Raw genomic sequence first — 14,055 nt, 5'->3', positions numbered from 1 at the left:
GCCGCGGGTCTCGTGCGAGCCGCGGGTCTTAGCAGCGCCGGCCGGGCTTGTCATGGCAGGCCGCCTCGTCATGGCCGCCTCGTCATGGCGGGGGGCCGCACCGTGGCGCCGTCCACACGCTCGGGCTCTGCGACGAACCGACGAGGTTTAGAGCCATTGTCAACGGCGTCGCAGAACGGCTAAGCACCGGCGGACTGTCAGAGCGGCGTGGCGCCGGGCCGCGCCTCGACCTCGCCCCTGCTCACCGGAGCATCGGAGCTGCCGAGAATGGATTCCTTCGAGCTTAACAAGATCGCCGGCGCAGTGCTCGGCGCCCTGCTCCTCGCGATGGGGACGGGGTTCCTGGCCGAGCTGATCTACAAGCCGAAGCCGGCGGGTGATCGCGGCTACGCTCTGCCGGCCGCCGAGGAGACTGCCGGCGCCGCGGCGCCGGAAGCCGCCAAGGAGGAGCCGCTGCCCGTGCGCCTCGCCAGCGCCGACGCCACCAAGGGTCAGGCCGCCGCCAAGAAGTGCATGGCCTGCCACAGCTTCGAGAAGGGCGGCCCGAACAAGGTCGGCCCCGACCTCTACGGCGTCGTCGGCCGCCCGAAGGGCAGCCACGAGGGCTTCAACTACTCCGCCGCCATGAAGGCCAAGGGCGGCGACTGGACCTACGACGACCTGGACCACTTCATCCACGCCCCGAAGCAGTACGTGTCGGGCACCATCATGGCCTTCGCGGGCGTGCCCTCGGGTGCCGAGCGGGCCGACATCCTGGCCTATCTGCGCACCCTCTCCGACAAGCCGGTCGATTTCCCGAAGCCCTGACTCCTTGGCCCCGAGGGGCCGACGACGACGCGATCGAGGACCGCATGAACACGAGGCCGGGCGAAAGCCCGGCCTTTTCGCGTGGCGTGGACGCCCTGTCCCCATGCGCCGCACGCCCCGACGCAGGCGCAGGCGCAGATGCCGGTCGGCGGAGCGCGACCGGCACGCGTGGATCGGGCAGGCGTCGCCAAGTCGTTCCCGCGGATCGGTGCGCACGGCCAAAGACGCGCCGACGACCGGCGCCGTCGCACCGTGGCGACCCGAGTCGTGCATTTCCCGCCACATGTTGCAGAGACACACTGGACAAAATCGCAAATCTGTCCGTGAGTCACTGCCCGCTCAGGGTGGAGTCGAGCATGGCGACCGTCAACGTCGGATTCAGCTTTCGCGATGCCGGCGGCACGTCGGACTTCGCGAACGGAACCTTCACGCTGGACGATCAGTCCGGCGTCGTCTCGGGAATGTCCGGGATGATCGGCGGGGTTTTCATCCAAGGTCTCTCGACCTATAGGGATGCCAGCAACACCTTACAGAAAGAAACTACGTTCGGCGTTGCCGGCGGCGCGTATTACTATCATTGGAGCGCCGATTATCGCGGCGTGTCGTTCACGGCCGGCTCGCTCCAGTACAACCTGAACGGCTCCGGCGGAACGGGCTTCGGCCGGTCCGGACAGCTCGGCGACACGCTCTATGCGAGCGACGGATCGAGTCGAAAGGTCGATTTCTTCACCGACACCGGGTTCCAGAGCGGCAATCTGGTCCCGGTCGTGTGTTTCACCACCGGCACGCGCATCCGTACGGCCCGCGGGGAGATCGCCGTCGAAGCGCTCCGGGTCGGGGACGAGGCGGTGACCGCCTCCGGCGCCCTTCGACCGGTCACCTGGATCGGACATCGCGACCTCGACGGCGCCAGCAGGACCCTGCCCGGCGACCAGCAGCCGGTTCGGATCCGCGCCGGCGCCTTCGGGCCCGGCCTGCCCGCCCGCGACCTGCGCCTGTCCCCCGGGCACCCGGTCCTCGTCGGCGCCGATGCGGATGGGGAGGGCGGCGACCTCGTCCCGGTGATGTGCCTCGTCAACGGCACCAGCATCGCCCGCGAGCCGGTCTCGTCGGTCACCTACTGGCACGTCGAGCTGGACAGCCACGACATCCTGCTCGCCGAGGGGCTTCCCGCCGAGAGCTACCTCGACTGGGGCGACCGGCCGTTCTTCACGGAAGGATCCGACCACGCCCTGCACAACCCCGACTTCGTCGTGCCGGGCCTCGCCGCCCGCTGCCGGCCGGTGGCGGTGGACGGGCCGGTGGTCGAGGCCGAGCGGGCGCGCCTGTCGGCCGTGTTCGCCGCGTCCCTGGGCGAGGCCTGCGCCTGGGACGAGGCTGGGCGCTTCGGCTGGCTCGCCGCCTGACCGGAGACGCTCCGGCGCGCTCGTCGACAACGGTTGGCTGGCCGCCCGACGCGGATCGGCGGAATCGCCCCGTCGCGATTCCGCCCCCCCCTGCGCCGACGCGCCCGGGTTGGCGGAGCCGCACCCGGCGACCTAGAACGGGGGGAGACCTGTCCCCACCGGAGGATCGCCCCGCGTGATCGCACGCCCCCTCACTCGCCGCGCCGCCCTCGCCCTCCTGAGCTCCGCCGCGTTGCCGGTCCGGCTCCACGCGCAAGGAGCGCCCTCGGGCAGCGGGCCTGCCTCCGCCGGTGACGGCTGGCGCCACGGCCTGTCGCTCCTCGGCGAGCCGAAATACCCGGTGGGCTTCACGCATTTCGACTACGCCGACCCGCGGGCGCCGAAGGGCGGGCTGGTGCGGTTCGGCTCGCAAGGGTCGTTCGACAACTTCAACCTGATCGTCGCCGGGGTGAAGGGCGACCTCGAGAGCCAGATCCCACTGATCTACGACACCCTGCTGGCCCAGGCGCAGGACGAGGCCTCGACCTATTACGGCCTGCTGGCCGACGGCGTGAAGCCGGCGGACGACCTCGGCAGCGTGCTCTACCGCCTGCGGCCCGAGGCCCGCTGGCACGACGGCCAGCCGGTGACGGCCGACGACGTGGTGTTCTCCTTCGACGTGCTGAAGGAGAACAGCCCGCAATATTCCGCCTATTACCACAACGTGACGAAGGCCGAGGCGACCGGCCCGCACGAGGTGCGCTTCACCTTCTCCGAGACGGGAAACCGCGAGCTGCCCCAGATCGTCGGCCAGTTGCCGGTGCTGCCCAGGCATTGGTGGCAGGGCAAGGACGCCGCGGGCAAGACCCGCAACCCGACCGAGACGACGCTGGAGATCCCGCTCGGCTCCGGCCCCTACCGGCTCGCCCGGTTCGAGGCCGGCCGCACCGCCGTCTACGAGCGGGTGCCGGATTACTGGGGCCGCGACCTGGCCGTGAACCGGGGGGCCCACAACTTCGACACCCAGCGCGCCGAGTATTTTCGCGATGCGACCGTGATGATCGAGGCGTTCAAGGCCGACCAGTTCGACTGGCGCACCGAGAACATCGCCCGCAACTGGGCCACCGCCTATGACGGCTTCCCGGCCGTGCGCGAGGGGCGGATCCTCAAGGAGGAGTTCCCGCAGGCCGGCATGGGCATGATGCAGGCCTTCACCTTCAACCTGCGGCGAAGAAAGTTCGCCGACGAGCGGGTCCGCCGGGCCTTCAACCTCGCCTTCGACTTCGAGGAGATGAACCGCACCCTGTTCTACGGGCTCTACAAGCGGGTCGATTCGTATTTCTTCGGCACCGAGCTGGCCTCGTCCGGCCTGCCTGAGGGCCGCGAGCGGGCGATCCTGGAGAGCGTCAAGGACAAGGTGCCGGCCTCGGTTTTCACCACGCCCTACAAGAACCCGGTCAACGGCTCGCCTGAGGCGGTGCGCACCAACCTGCGGGAGGCGGTGCGGCTGTTCCAGGAGGCGGGCTACGAGATCCGCGGCAACCAGATGGTCGAGAAGGCCTCCGGCCAGCCCTTCACGGTCGAGTTCCTCGGCTACGACAACTCGGCCGAGCGGATCGTGCTGCCCTACCGCGCCGCGCTGGAGCGGGTCGGCCTCAAGGTGTCGTTGCGGGTCGTCGATCCGGCCCAGTACCAGAACCTGGTGCGCAGCTTCGACTTCGAGGCCCTGGCGCTGAGCTCCTGGCCCGAATCGCTCTCGCCCGGCAACGAGCAGCGCGACTTCTGGGGCTCGGCCGCCGCCGACCGGCCCGGCTCGCGCAACCTCGCGGGGATCAAGGATGCGGGCATCGACGCGCTCATCGACAAGGTGATCTATGCCGGCGACCGCGAGGAGCTGGTGGCGGCGACCCACGCCCTCGACCGGGTGCTGCTCGCCCACAACTACGTCGTACCGCAATGGTCCTCCGACGTGAGCCGGACCCTGCGCTGGAACCGCTTCGCCCACCCGACGGTGCTGCCGAAATACGGCGCCTCGGGCTTCCCGACGACCTGGTGGTACGACCAGGCGCTCGCCGCCAGGACCGGGGTGGCGCGGTGATGCGCCGGCGCAGCTTCCTGGCCGGGAGCGGGGCGGCGCTCGTCGCCTCCCGCCTCCCGGCCTTCGCGGACACGCCCGAGCGTCACGGCCTGTCGAGCTTCGGCGACCTGAAATACCCGCCCGACTTCCCGCGCTTCGACTACGTCGACCCCCTGGCGCCGAAGGGCGGAACCTTCGCGGCACAGCTCTCGAGCACCACCGGCAACCAGGCCTTCGAGACCTTCAACACCCTCAACATCTATGTGCTGAAGGGCGACGGCGCCGCCGGCATGGACCTGACCTTCGACAGCCTGATGGTCCGGGCCCTCGACGAGCCGGACGCGCTCTACGGCCTCGTCGCCCGCGGCGTGACGGTGAGCGAGGATGGGCAGGCCTACCGGTTCTCACTCCGGCCTCAAGCCCGGTTCCACGACGGCTCGCGGCTGACTGCCCGCGACGTCGCCTTCTCGATCCTGACGCTGAAGGAGAAGGGCCATCCGCGGATCGCCGCGGTTCTGCGCGACGTCGCCGGGGTGAGCCCGGAGGGCGACGACGCGGTCACGGTGCGCTTCGCCCCCGACCGCAGCCGCGACCTGCCGCTGATCGTCGCCGAACTGCCGATCTTCTCCGAGGCCTATTACCGCGGCCGCGACTTCGAGGCCTCGACGCTCGAGCCGCCGCTCGCCTCCGGGCCCTATCGGGTGGCGCGCTTCGAGGTCGGGCGCTTCATCGCCTTCGAGCGCGTCGCCGATTACTGGGGCGCCGACCTGCCGGTGACGGTCGGCCAGAACAATTTCGGCGAGATCCGCTACGAGTATTTTCGCGATCGCGACGTGGCGTTCGAGGCGTTCAAGGCCGGCACCTTCACCTGGCGCGAGGAATTCACCGCCCGGGTCTGGGCCACCGGCTACGACTTCCCGGCCGCGCAGGAAGGCCGCGTCAAGCGCGAGACCGTGCCCGATGCCACACCGTCGGGCACGCAAGGCTGGTTCCTCAACGCCCGCCGACCCGTCTTCCGCGATCCCCGCATCCGTGAGGCGATCGGGCTCGCCTTCGACTTCGAGTGGTCGAACCAGAACCTGATGTACGGCGCCTACAAGCGCACCGCCTCGTTCTTCGAGAATTCCGACCTGAAGGCGGAAGGCCTGCCCTCACCGGGCGAGCTGGCGCTCCTCGAACCGTTCCGGGGAAAAGTGCCCGACGAGGTGTTCGGCGAGCCGTGGTCGCCGCCGCGCTCGGACGGGTCGGGCCAGGACCGGGCGCTGCTGCGCCGGGCCGACACGCTCTTGCGCCAGGCCGGCTGCACCCGCGACGGCGGGGTGATGAAGCTGCCGGACGGCCAGCCGATCGCCTTCGAGTTCCTGGATTCCTCGCCGGTGTTCCAGCCGTTGCTGCAATCCTACATCAAGAACCTGAGCCTGCTCGGCATCCGGGCGAGTTCGCGCCTCGTCGATGCGGCGCAGTACCAGGCGCGGCTCAAGGATTTCGACTTCGACGTGGTCTCCGCGCGCTTCGGCGGTTCGGTCACCCCGGGCGCGGCCCTGCGCGAGGTCTATGGCAGCCGTGCCGCCACGCTGGCGGGCTCGCAGAACCTCGCGGGCATCGAGAACCCGGCCGCCGACGCGATGCTCGACCGCATCGCCGACGCCGCCTCGCGGGCGGACCTCACCACCGCCTGCCGGGCGCTCGACCGGGTGCTGCGGGCCGGGCGCTACTGGGTGCCGATGTGGTACGGCGCCACCCACCGCCTCGCCCTCTGGGACCTCTACGGCCGGCCGCGCGACTTGCCGAAATACGGCCTCGGCGTTCCGGCCCTGTGGTGGCACGACGCCGCGAAGGCGCGAAAGATCGGACGGACCTGAGGCAATGGCCGGGAGCCCGCTCCCGGCCATTGCCGCACGAGCCCGCGGCACCTGAGCGAAACCGGGTCCCGCCTGGAGCCCCGCCCGATTGCCAAGCGATCGGGCGGGGCTCCAGGCATTTGATTTTGCCGCATCTTCCGAGACGAACCGGTATCCGCGTCGTCGGAAGATGCTCTCGCGAAGCACTCCACTGGAAGCCCGCCCCGATGGCTGCCTACCTCATCCGCCGCCTCCTCCTGATGATCCCGACCATTTTCGGGATCATGCTGATCTCCTTCGTGATCGTGCAGTTCGCCCCCGGCGGGCCGGTCGAGCGGGTGCTCGCCCAGCTCCAGGGCCAGAACACCACGATGTCCCGGGTCACCGGCGGCGGCGGCGACCTCGCCGGGCGCGGCGGCACGGCGCAGGCCGGGGGAGGGGAATCGAATTCGCGCTACCGCGGCGCGCAGGGGCTCGACCCGGCCTTCATCAAGCGGCTGGAGCAGCAATTCGGCTTCGACAAGCCGGCGCCCGAGCGCTTCCTGAAGATGCTGTGGGACTATGCCCGCTTCGATTTCGGTAAGAGTTACTTCCGCGATGTCTCTGTGCTGCAGCTGATCCGCGAGAAGCTGCCGGTCTCGATCAGCTTGGGCCTCTGGATGACGCTGATCTCCTACGCGATCTCGATCCCGCTCGGCATCCGCAAGGCGGTGCGCGACGGCTCGCCCTTCGACGTCTGGACGTCGGGCGTCGTCATCGTCGGCTACGCGATTCCGGGCTTCCTGTTCGCGATCCTGCTGATCGTGCTGTTTGCCGGCGGCTCGTTCTGGCAGATCTTTCCCTTGCGCGGCCTGACCAGCGAGGGCTGGTCGACCTTCCCGCTCTGGCACAAGGTGACGGATTACCTCTGGCACATCACCCTGCCGATCATCGCCATGGCGATCGGGGCCTTCGCCACCTCGACCTTGCTCACCAAGAACTCGTTCCTCGACGAGATCCGCAAGCAATACGTGCTGACGGCGCGGATGAAGGGACTGTCCGAGCGCCAGGTGCTCTACGGCCACGTCTTCCGCAACGCGATGCTGATCGTGGTGGCGGGCTTTCCCGGCGCGTTCATCTCGGCCTTCTTCGCCGGCTCGCTCCTGATCGAGACCATCTTCAGCCTCGACGGGCTCGGGCTGCTGTCGTTCGAATCGATCGTGAACCGAGACTACCCGGTGGTGTTCGCGAACCTCTACATCTTCTCGCTCCTGGGGCTGGTGGTGAACCTGATCTCCGACCTGACCTATAGCTGGATCGACCCGCGGATCGACTTCGAGGCGCGGGCGGCGTGAGGCGTTCCGTCCCGCTCCCGCGGGACGGCGGCCCGGGCTTGGTGGATTGGGCCGGCGATCTCGATCGTCGAGCCCACCGCATCGGTGCATCCGCAAATCCGATCAAGGCGGAAAATTTCCAACAATAACTTATGTTGTCGCAGCCGAATTCCGGATGTCTTTAAACCACAGCGTGTCGATAATTAAAAGATAGCCGGCACGTCGATAAATAAATCAAAAAATATCGGAGCGAATACCGTCCCAGGGAGAGCAGGGGCCGAAGGAGATCGTCAGACGGACGACGAGGAGTATCCACATGGCTGCGACCCAGCATTCCGAACAGGCCAGGAAGACCGAGACCACGAAGGCCGAGGCGACGAAGGGCGTTCAGGACGGGGCGTCCGGCGGGCTCGACACCGCCGCCGAGCAGGCTTCCCGGATGGCCGACCTCGCCAAGGACACCATGGATCAGGCGGGCGCGCTGCAAGGACGCACCGCGGATACGACGCAGCAGATCGTACAGATGGGCGTCGAGACGGTCTCGCGGACGGCGCGCGAGTTCAACGAGCGACTGTCGCGGACGATGGGCGTCGGCAGCGAGGACGGCGAGCGGTTCGCCGCGCAGGCGCGGAAGAACTCGGACGCCGTCGGCCGCTGCGGCACGGTGATGACGCATGCGATGCAGGATGCCTGGCGCAGCTCGGTCGAACTCGGCCAGAAGCGCTGGCAGCGCAACCTGGAGGACCTGAAGCGGCTCGCAGGCGCCCGCACGATGCAGGAATTCTCGATGATCCAGAGCGAGATGATGCGCGAGACCGTGCAGAGCCTGGTCGAGGATGCCCGCACCGTCGCCGAGACGTCGCTGCGCGCCTTCGAGGAGGTCGGGCAGATCTGCGCCAGCGTGAAGCCGCTGCCGGCCTCGCGCTGACGCGCGGGCCCGCATCCCCGGACCGGGGGATGCGGGCCCGTTGCCGGGATCAGACCGTCCGGCCGCCGTCGATCGGCATCTCGACGCCGGTGATGAACTCGGCCTCGTCGGAGGCGAGGAAGAGCGCCACGTTGGCGATGTCGGAGGCCCGGGACATCCGGCCGAGCGGGATCGTGGCGACGAACTTCGCACGGTTCTCCGGCGTATCCGGCACGCCCATGAAGGCTTCGAGCAGGCCGGTCTCCCCCATCACCGGGCAGAGCGCGTTGACGCGGATCTTCCACGGCGCCAGTTCGACGGCCAGCGACTTCGACATCAGGTTCACCGCGCCCTTCGAGGCGTTGTACCAGGTCAGGCCCGGCCGCGGCCGGATGCCGGCGGTCGAGCCGACATTCAGGATCACGCCGCCGCCATTGTCGCGCATCGCCGGGGCGAGCGCCCGGACGAAGTGGAAGATCGACTTCACGTTGACCCGAAAGACCCGGTCGAAGGCCTCCTCGTCGACCTCCATCAACGGCTGGTTGCGGTGGGTGGTGCCGGCATTGTTGACGAGGATGTGGGGCGTGCCGAAGGCCTCGGTGGTGCGCGCGACCGCTGCCTGCACGTCCTCGGCGCTGCCGACATCCGCCGCGATGGCGATCGCCGACGCGCCGATGTCCTTGGCCACCCGCTCGGCGGCGTCGCCGCGCAGATCGAGCACCGCGACCTTGGCGCCTTCCTCGGCGTAGCGCCGGGCGATGCCCTCGCCGAAGCCGCCGCCGGCGCCGGTGACGATCGCGACCTTGCCGTTCAGCCTCATGGAATCACTCCTTCTACGTCAGGCGGCCGAGATCTCGCCGCGCTCGATCTGGATGGTGGTGTCGACGAGCGCCCGCAGCAGGTCCGGGCTGCTCTCGGTGATGAGGATCGCGACGTCGGGGAGGGCTGCCCGCAGGCGTGCCAGGGCCTCGGCGTAGCGGAGCGCCAGGGCCGGGGCGAGGCCCTGGAACGGCTCGTCGAGGAGCACCGCGCGGGTGCCGACCATCAGGGCGCGACCGAGCGCCACCATCTTGCCCTGGCCGCCCGACAGGCCCGCCGCCTTGCGGGGGGCGAAATCCTTGAGCTCCGGCAACAGGGTGTAGACGGCGTCGAGCCGCCGGGAGACCTCGGCCTTGGGCAGGCTCAGCACCTGGGCCGGCAGCAGCAGGTTGTCCTGCACCGTGAAGCTGCCGAACAGCTTGCGCTCCTCCGGGGCATAGCCGATGCCGAGACGGGCGCGGTGATGCGCCGGCACGGTGCCGGCCTCCTGCCCGTCGAGGACGAGCCGGCCGGCCTGCAAGGGGAGGAGTCCCATCAGGGCGCGGAGCGTCGTGGTCTTGCCGGCGCCGTTGCGGCCGATCAGGGCCACGCGCCCGCCCGGCGGCACCTGGAGCGAGACCCCGCGCAGGACCGGCGCCCCGGCGATCTCGACCGCCGCCCCCTCAAGCCGCAGCATGGGCGCCTCCCGCGGGTGCGATGCCGATCACCGTGCGCTGCACCTCCGGATCGTTGAGGATCTGGGACGGCGGGCCGAGCGCCGCGATGCGGCCCTGGCCCCAGACCGCGACCCGGTCGGCGAAGCGCCCGACCACCTCCATGTCGTGCTCCACGAACACCGCCGTCACGCCCGCCTCGCGCAGGACCCGGACCAGGGTCTCGACGATGCCCATCTTCTCGGCCGCCGCGACGCCGCTCGTCGGCTCGTCCATCAGGAGGAGACGGGGGCGGAGCGCCACCGCCATGGCGATGTCGACGAGCTTGCGGGCGCCCTCGTTGAGGGCGTCGGCCCGCACCTCGGCGATGCGGGTGAGGCCGAAGCGCCCGATCAGCTCCGCCGCCTCGTCGCGGAAGCGCGGGCGCAGCAACGGGTTCAGCACCGACCACACGCCCTCGCGGGCCGCGACCGCCAGAGCCACGTTCTGCAGCACCGTGTGCTCGGTGAAGAGCTGCGGCAGCTGGAAGCTGCGCGCGACGCCGAGTCCGACGATGCGCCGCGGCGACAGGCCGAGGATCGGCTTGCCCTCGAAGGCGATCGAGCCGCCCTGCGGCTTGAGATAGCCGGTCGTCATGTTGATGAAGGTGGTCTTGCCGGCGCCGTTCGGGCCGATGATGGCCAGGAACTCGCCCGCCTCGACGTCGAGGTCGATCCCGTCGGCGGCCTTGAGGCCGCCGAAGGCGAGGCGCAGACCCCTAGCCTGGAGCAGAGCGGTCATGCGGCCCTCCTGCGGCTCGTGATCATCCCCCAGATCCCGCCCGGCGCGAACACGATGACACCGAGCAGCACGAGGCCGAGAACCAGCTGCCAGGCATTGGCGAAGGTGGCCGCGGCATAGACCCGGGTCAGCTCGTAGGCCGCCGCCCCGAGAAACGGCCCGATCACGCTGCCGGCGCCGCCGAGGATCGCGATGAAGACCAGTTCGCCGGAGGTGGTCCAGTAGCTGAGCGCCGGGGTGACGTGCCGGGTGGTCAGCGCGATGATCGCGCCGGCCAATCCCGCCATCACGGCCGAAGCGACGTAAGCCGCGAGCAGCACGCGCTTGGGCGATACGCCCATGAAGTCGAGCCGGGTCTCGCGGGTCTTGATGCCGGCGAGCGCCTCGCCGAGCGGCGAGGCCAGGGCCACCCGCACCAGGGCGCCGCAGACGAGGGCCAGGACGAGGGCCATGCCCAGCACCGTCCACTCGCCCGATTCTCCGGCGAGCGGCCGGCCGAGGACGGTGACGGGCGGGAGCCGGATGCCGTCGGCGCCGTGGGTGAGCGCGTAGAATTTTTCCAGCACCGAGTAGAACACCATGCTGAGGGCGAGATTCAGCATGCCGAAGAAGATCTCGCGGTAGCGCACCACGAACAGGCCGATCAGCAGGCCGACCACGCCCGCGAGCAGGGCCGCGGCGGGCAGGAGCAACAGGGCTTCCGGCACCACGACCGCCCCGAACGCCACCGTATAGGCGGCGAGGGCCAGGTAGAGCGCGTGGCCGAAGCTGACCTGGCCGGCCCGCAGCAGGAGCAGGATGCCCAGCACCGCCAGCCCCTTGGCGAGCGCGATGGTGAGCACGAAGCGCAGCCACGGCACCGCATAGGCGAGGACGAGGATCAGCACGGCGCCGGCGAGCGCCAGCAGGGTCTCGGAGCGGCGGGTCATCGCGCAGCCCCTCCTCGAATGAGAGCGCAGGTCATATCCGCCGGGTCTCCGCCACGCCGAACAGCCCCTGCGGCCGGAACAGCAGAACCGCCACCATGATGGCGTAGGGCACCACCACCTCGAATTCGGGAGCCACGTAGACCGCGAAGGAGCGGCCGAGCCCGATGAGGAGGGCCGCCACCGCCGCCCCCTCGATCTGGCCGAGGCCCGCGGTCGCCACCACGGCGAAGGAGAGCACGATGGTCGAGGCGCCGACCCCAGGCACCAGCGAGACGGTGGGGGCGGCGAGCGCACCGCCGAGGGCCGCGAGGGCCGCGCCGACCGTGAAGGTGAGCATCGTCACCTTGGCGGCGTCGATGCCCATGGCACGCGCCGCCTCGCGGTCGACCGTCACCGCCACGACCATGCGGCCGGTGAGCGTGTAGCGAAGCACGTAGGCGAGAACGCCCAAGGTGGCGAGCGCCACCCCCGGCAGCACGTAGAGCTGGTAGGCGGTGAACGGGATGACATCCGTCCCGAAGGGCACGTCGACGGTGCCGAGCCACTTCAGCGGCGCGTCGAACACCACCGGCTGCACGCCCCAGACCAGCTTCTGCAGGTCCTCGAGGATCATGAACAGCGCGAAGGTGACGAGGAGCTGCAGCACCGGCTCGCGGTCCTGCATCCGGCGCAGCAGCAGCCGCTCGATCACCGGCCCGAACACCACGCCGACCAGCACCGAAGCGGCGAGCAGGATCGGCAGGCCGAGCCAGGGCGGTGCGCCGAGCGAGGCGGCGAACAGCCCGATCGACGCGGCCGTATAGCCGCCGATGGCGTAAAGGCTGCCATGGGCGACGTTGAGCACCCGCAGCACGCCGAACACCAGGTTCAGCCCCACCGCCACCATGAAGACGGCGGCGGCGTAGGACAGCCCGTCGAGCAGGGCGAGCCCGACGAGGATCCCGTTCTCCGATAGCCAGGTCATCAGCTCTTGAAGGCCTGCGCCTGCGGGAGGTTCGCCACCATGTCGGGGGTCAGCGTCTTGAGCCAATCGGCGCTCTTCTGGCCGACCGGCGTCGTCACGGACTCGGCCGGGAAGACGATCATGTCGGTGAGCACCGGGAACGGGTACTTCTCGGAATGCAGCGTCGTGCCGATCAGCTGGTTCTCGAGGCCCTGGCCGTCCTCCCGGATGCGCACGCTGGCGGTGGGCGAGGGGAATTCGAGGCCCTTGAAGGCGGCCGCCAGCTCCGCATCGGTCGGCCAGCCGCCGCTTTTCGCCGCCACCGCCTTCTCGATGCCGGCCTTCATCGCCGAGACGGCCTGCGCCATGTGGAAGCACGGATAGATCGGCCAGGCATTGTACTTGGCCTTGTAGGTGTCGCTGAAGCGCTTCAGCCGCTCCGGATCGGCCGGCGAGGGGTGCAGGAACCAGTGGTCGCCGCGCGCCCCGACGATGTGGCCGGCGGGCAGCGCCTTGCCGACGCGCTGGAGCGAGGATTCGGCGAGCGGCATCACGAAGGTCGCGCGCTCGAACAGCTTGCGGTCCGAGGCCTGGCGGATCAGCGCGTCGAGGTCGCCGCCCCAGGAGGTCGAGAGGACTACGTCGGGCCGCAGGGCCAGGACGCGGGTGATCTCGGTCGAGAAATCGGTGGCGCCGAAGCGCGGGAACAGCTCGGCCGAGACCTTCACCCCGGGCTTCAGGGTGTTCATCGCGGTCCGGAAAATGTCCCAGGAGTCGCGGCCCCAGGCGTAATCCTGGTTGATCACCGCGATCGACTTGAAGTCGGGCTTGACCTTCAGCAGGTAGAGGAGCGCGGAGAGAATCTCCGGCGTGGCGTTGGCCTGGGTGCGGAAGGCGTAACCGTAGCGGTTGTCCTCGAAGATGCGCTGGGTGCCGCAATCCCACAAAAGGGTCGGGCGCTTCAGCTCGTCGGCGAGCGGCGCGCAGGCGATGCAATCGGCCGAGGAGATCGCCGCGAAGATCAGGTGCACGCCCTCCGACTGCACCAGGCGGCGGTACTCGCCGACCACGTGGTCGACGCCCGGCCCCTCGTCGACGAAGATCGGCCGCACCTTGATCCCGGCGATCCCGCCGGCGGCGTTGATCTCGTCGAACAGCATCTCGGCGGTCTGTCGGCCGGGCACGCCGAACACGCTGGCCGGGCCCGACAGGTAGGTGGCGATGCCGACCTTCAGCTCGGCGGGTTTCGCCCCCTGTGCCCAGGCGTGCCCGCCCGGCAGCATCAGGCTCCCCGCGGCGGCACTCGCGCCGATCAGCGCCTCGCGCCGCGTGACGTTCCCGGCACGACCCGTCCCTGCCATCGGTGTCCTCCCTGACTTCCCACGCAGGCGGACCCCTCTGGAGATAGGCGTCGGGGGCCTCGCCGCGGGCGGGATCATGGGGGTGTGGTGGCGTCCTGTCCAATAGCTTGTTCGGGCGCCTGCCAGAGGTTCGGGATATGGGATGGGCGGGGGTGGGACGATCGTGGGCCAGGGCCTGGAGACGCCCATCCTGTCCCATGGCCGGCCTTGATGAAGCGGCGAGCCTGACCTTTCTCGTCG

The 14,055-nt window shown here is 69.6% G+C and carries 12 protein-coding genes; 6 read left to right on the top strand and 6 right to left on the bottom strand.

Features of this window, described 5'->3' with window-relative positions; all coding sequences use genetic code 11:
• Positions 1 to 267: 267 nt before the first annotated feature.
• The 6 genes from G4G93_RS23030 to G4G93_RS23005 all read left to right on the top strand — a co-directional run bounded on the left by G4G93_RS23030 (position 268) and on the right by G4G93_RS23005 (position 8,351).
• A complete protein-coding gene (locus tag G4G93_RS23030; RefSeq protein WP_165087523.1) occupies positions 268 to 807 on the top strand; it encodes a c-type cytochrome in 540 nt (179 codons plus the stop codon).
• 356 nt (positions 808 to 1,163) lie between these two features.
• The gene (locus G4G93_RS23025) at positions 1,164 to 2,213 is read left to right on the top strand and encodes a Hint domain-containing protein (protein ID WP_246736962.1); all 1,050 of its coding nucleotides are present in this window, start codon (positions 1,164 to 1,166) and stop codon (positions 2,211 to 2,213) included.
• 175 nt (positions 2,214 to 2,388) lie between these two features.
• Positions 2,389 to 4,290 carry an extracellular solute-binding protein gene (locus tag G4G93_RS23020; RefSeq protein WP_312892221.1) on the top strand — a complete coding sequence of 634 codons (1,902 nt, stop codon included), beginning with the start codon at positions 2,389 to 2,391 and terminating at the stop codon, positions 4,288 to 4,290.
• A complete protein-coding gene (locus G4G93_RS23015; RefSeq protein ID WP_165087521.1) occupies positions 4,290 to 6,131 on the top strand; it encodes an extracellular solute-binding protein in 1,842 nt (613 codons plus the stop codon). The genes G4G93_RS23020 and G4G93_RS23015 overlap by 1 nt, the downstream gene beginning before the upstream one ends.
• 206 nt (positions 6,132 to 6,337) lie before the next feature.
• Complete coding sequence (locus G4G93_RS23010; protein WP_165087518.1) at positions 6,338 to 7,444, top strand: microcin C ABC transporter permease YejB; 1,107 nt, start codon at positions 6,338 to 6,340, stop codon at positions 7,442 to 7,444.
• 295 nt (positions 7,445 to 7,739) lie between these two features.
• Positions 7,740 to 8,351 (top strand): phasin family protein, encoded by a 612-nt coding sequence (locus G4G93_RS23005; RefSeq protein ID WP_165087515.1) that lies wholly within the window; start codon positions 7,740 to 7,742, stop codon positions 8,349 to 8,351.
• A gap of 49 nt (positions 8,352 to 8,400) precedes the next feature.
• Here G4G93_RS23005 and G4G93_RS23000 read toward each other — a convergent pair whose 3' ends face one another.
• From G4G93_RS23000 to G4G93_RS22975, 6 genes are read right to left on the bottom strand one after another with little or no spacing between them, the layout of a single operon-like run.
• Positions 8,401 to 9,150 (bottom strand): SDR family oxidoreductase, encoded by a 750-nt coding sequence (locus tag G4G93_RS23000; protein WP_165087513.1) that lies wholly within the window; start codon positions 9,148 to 9,150, stop codon positions 8,401 to 8,403.
• A gap of 18 nt (positions 9,151 to 9,168) precedes the next feature.
• Complete coding sequence (locus G4G93_RS22995; protein ID WP_165087510.1) at positions 9,169 to 9,825, bottom strand: ABC transporter ATP-binding protein; 657 nt, start codon at positions 9,823 to 9,825, stop codon at positions 9,169 to 9,171.
• Positions 9,812 to 10,582 carry an ABC transporter ATP-binding protein gene (locus G4G93_RS22990; protein ID WP_165087507.1) on the bottom strand — a complete coding sequence of 257 codons (771 nt, stop codon included), beginning with the start codon at positions 10,580 to 10,582 and terminating at the stop codon, positions 9,812 to 9,814. Before G4G93_RS22990 ends, G4G93_RS22995 begins: the two co-directional genes overlap by 14 nt.
• Complete coding sequence (locus G4G93_RS22985; RefSeq protein WP_165087505.1) at positions 10,579 to 11,511, bottom strand: branched-chain amino acid ABC transporter permease; 933 nt, start codon at positions 11,509 to 11,511, stop codon at positions 10,579 to 10,581. The genes G4G93_RS22990 and G4G93_RS22985 overlap by 4 nt, the downstream gene beginning before the upstream one ends.
• Positions 11,512 to 11,542: 31 nt before the next feature.
• Positions 11,543 to 12,475, bottom strand: coding sequence for a branched-chain amino acid ABC transporter permease (locus G4G93_RS22980; RefSeq protein ID WP_165087502.1), 933 nt, complete (start codon positions 12,473 to 12,475; stop codon positions 11,543 to 11,545).
• A complete protein-coding gene (locus G4G93_RS22975; RefSeq protein WP_165087500.1) occupies positions 12,475 to 13,815 on the bottom strand; it encodes an ABC transporter substrate-binding protein in 1,341 nt (446 codons plus the stop codon). Before G4G93_RS22975 ends, G4G93_RS22980 begins: the two co-directional genes overlap by 1 nt.
• Between the last annotated feature and the right edge of the window lie 240 nt (positions 13,816 to 14,055).

This window comes from Methylobacterium sp. DB0501 (assembly GCF_011043735.1).
Lineage (GTDB): Bacteria > Pseudomonadota > Alphaproteobacteria > Rhizobiales > Beijerinckiaceae > Methylobacterium > Methylobacterium alsaeris.
This window is presented reverse-complemented; position numbering and strand designations above follow the sequence as displayed.

Excerpts from the sequence above, each read along its gene's own strand:
- G4G93_RS23030 (WP_165087523.1), top strand. The coding sequence starts at position 268 with ATGGATTCCTTCGAGCTTAACAAGATCGCCGGCGCAGTGCTCGGCGCC.
- G4G93_RS23025 (WP_246736962.1), top strand. The coding sequence starts at position 1,164 with ATGGCGACCGTCAACGTCGGATTCAGCTTTCGCGATGCCGGCGGCACG.
- G4G93_RS23015 (WP_165087521.1), top strand. The coding sequence starts at position 4,290 with ATGCGCCGGCGCAGCTTCCTGGCCGGGAGCGGGGCGGCGCTCGTCGCC.
- G4G93_RS23010 (WP_165087518.1), top strand. The coding sequence starts at position 6,338 with ATGGCTGCCTACCTCATCCGCCGCCTCCTCCTGATGATCCCGACCATT.
- G4G93_RS23005 (WP_165087515.1), top strand. The coding sequence starts at position 7,740 with ATGGCTGCGACCCAGCATTCCGAACAGGCCAGGAAGACCGAGACCACG.
- G4G93_RS23000 (WP_165087513.1), bottom strand. The coding sequence starts at position 9,150 with ATGAGGCTGAACGGCAAGGTCGCGATCGTCACCGGCGCCGGCGGCGGC.
- G4G93_RS22995 (WP_165087510.1), bottom strand. The coding sequence starts at position 9,825 with ATGCTGCGGCTTGAGGGGGCGGCGGTCGAGATCGCCGGGGCGCCGGTC.
- G4G93_RS22990 (WP_165087507.1), bottom strand. The coding sequence starts at position 10,582 with ATGACCGCTCTGCTCCAGGCTAGGGGTCTGCGCCTCGCCTTCGGCGGC.
- G4G93_RS22985 (WP_165087505.1), bottom strand. The coding sequence starts at position 11,511 with ATGACCCGCCGCTCCGAGACCCTGCTGGCGCTCGCCGGCGCCGTGCTG.
- G4G93_RS22980 (WP_165087502.1), bottom strand. The coding sequence starts at position 12,475 with ATGACCTGGCTATCGGAGAACGGGATCCTCGTCGGGCTCGCCCTGCTC.
- G4G93_RS22975 (WP_165087500.1), bottom strand. The coding sequence starts at position 13,815 with ATGGCAGGGACGGGTCGTGCCGGGAACGTCACGCGGCGCGAGGCGCTG.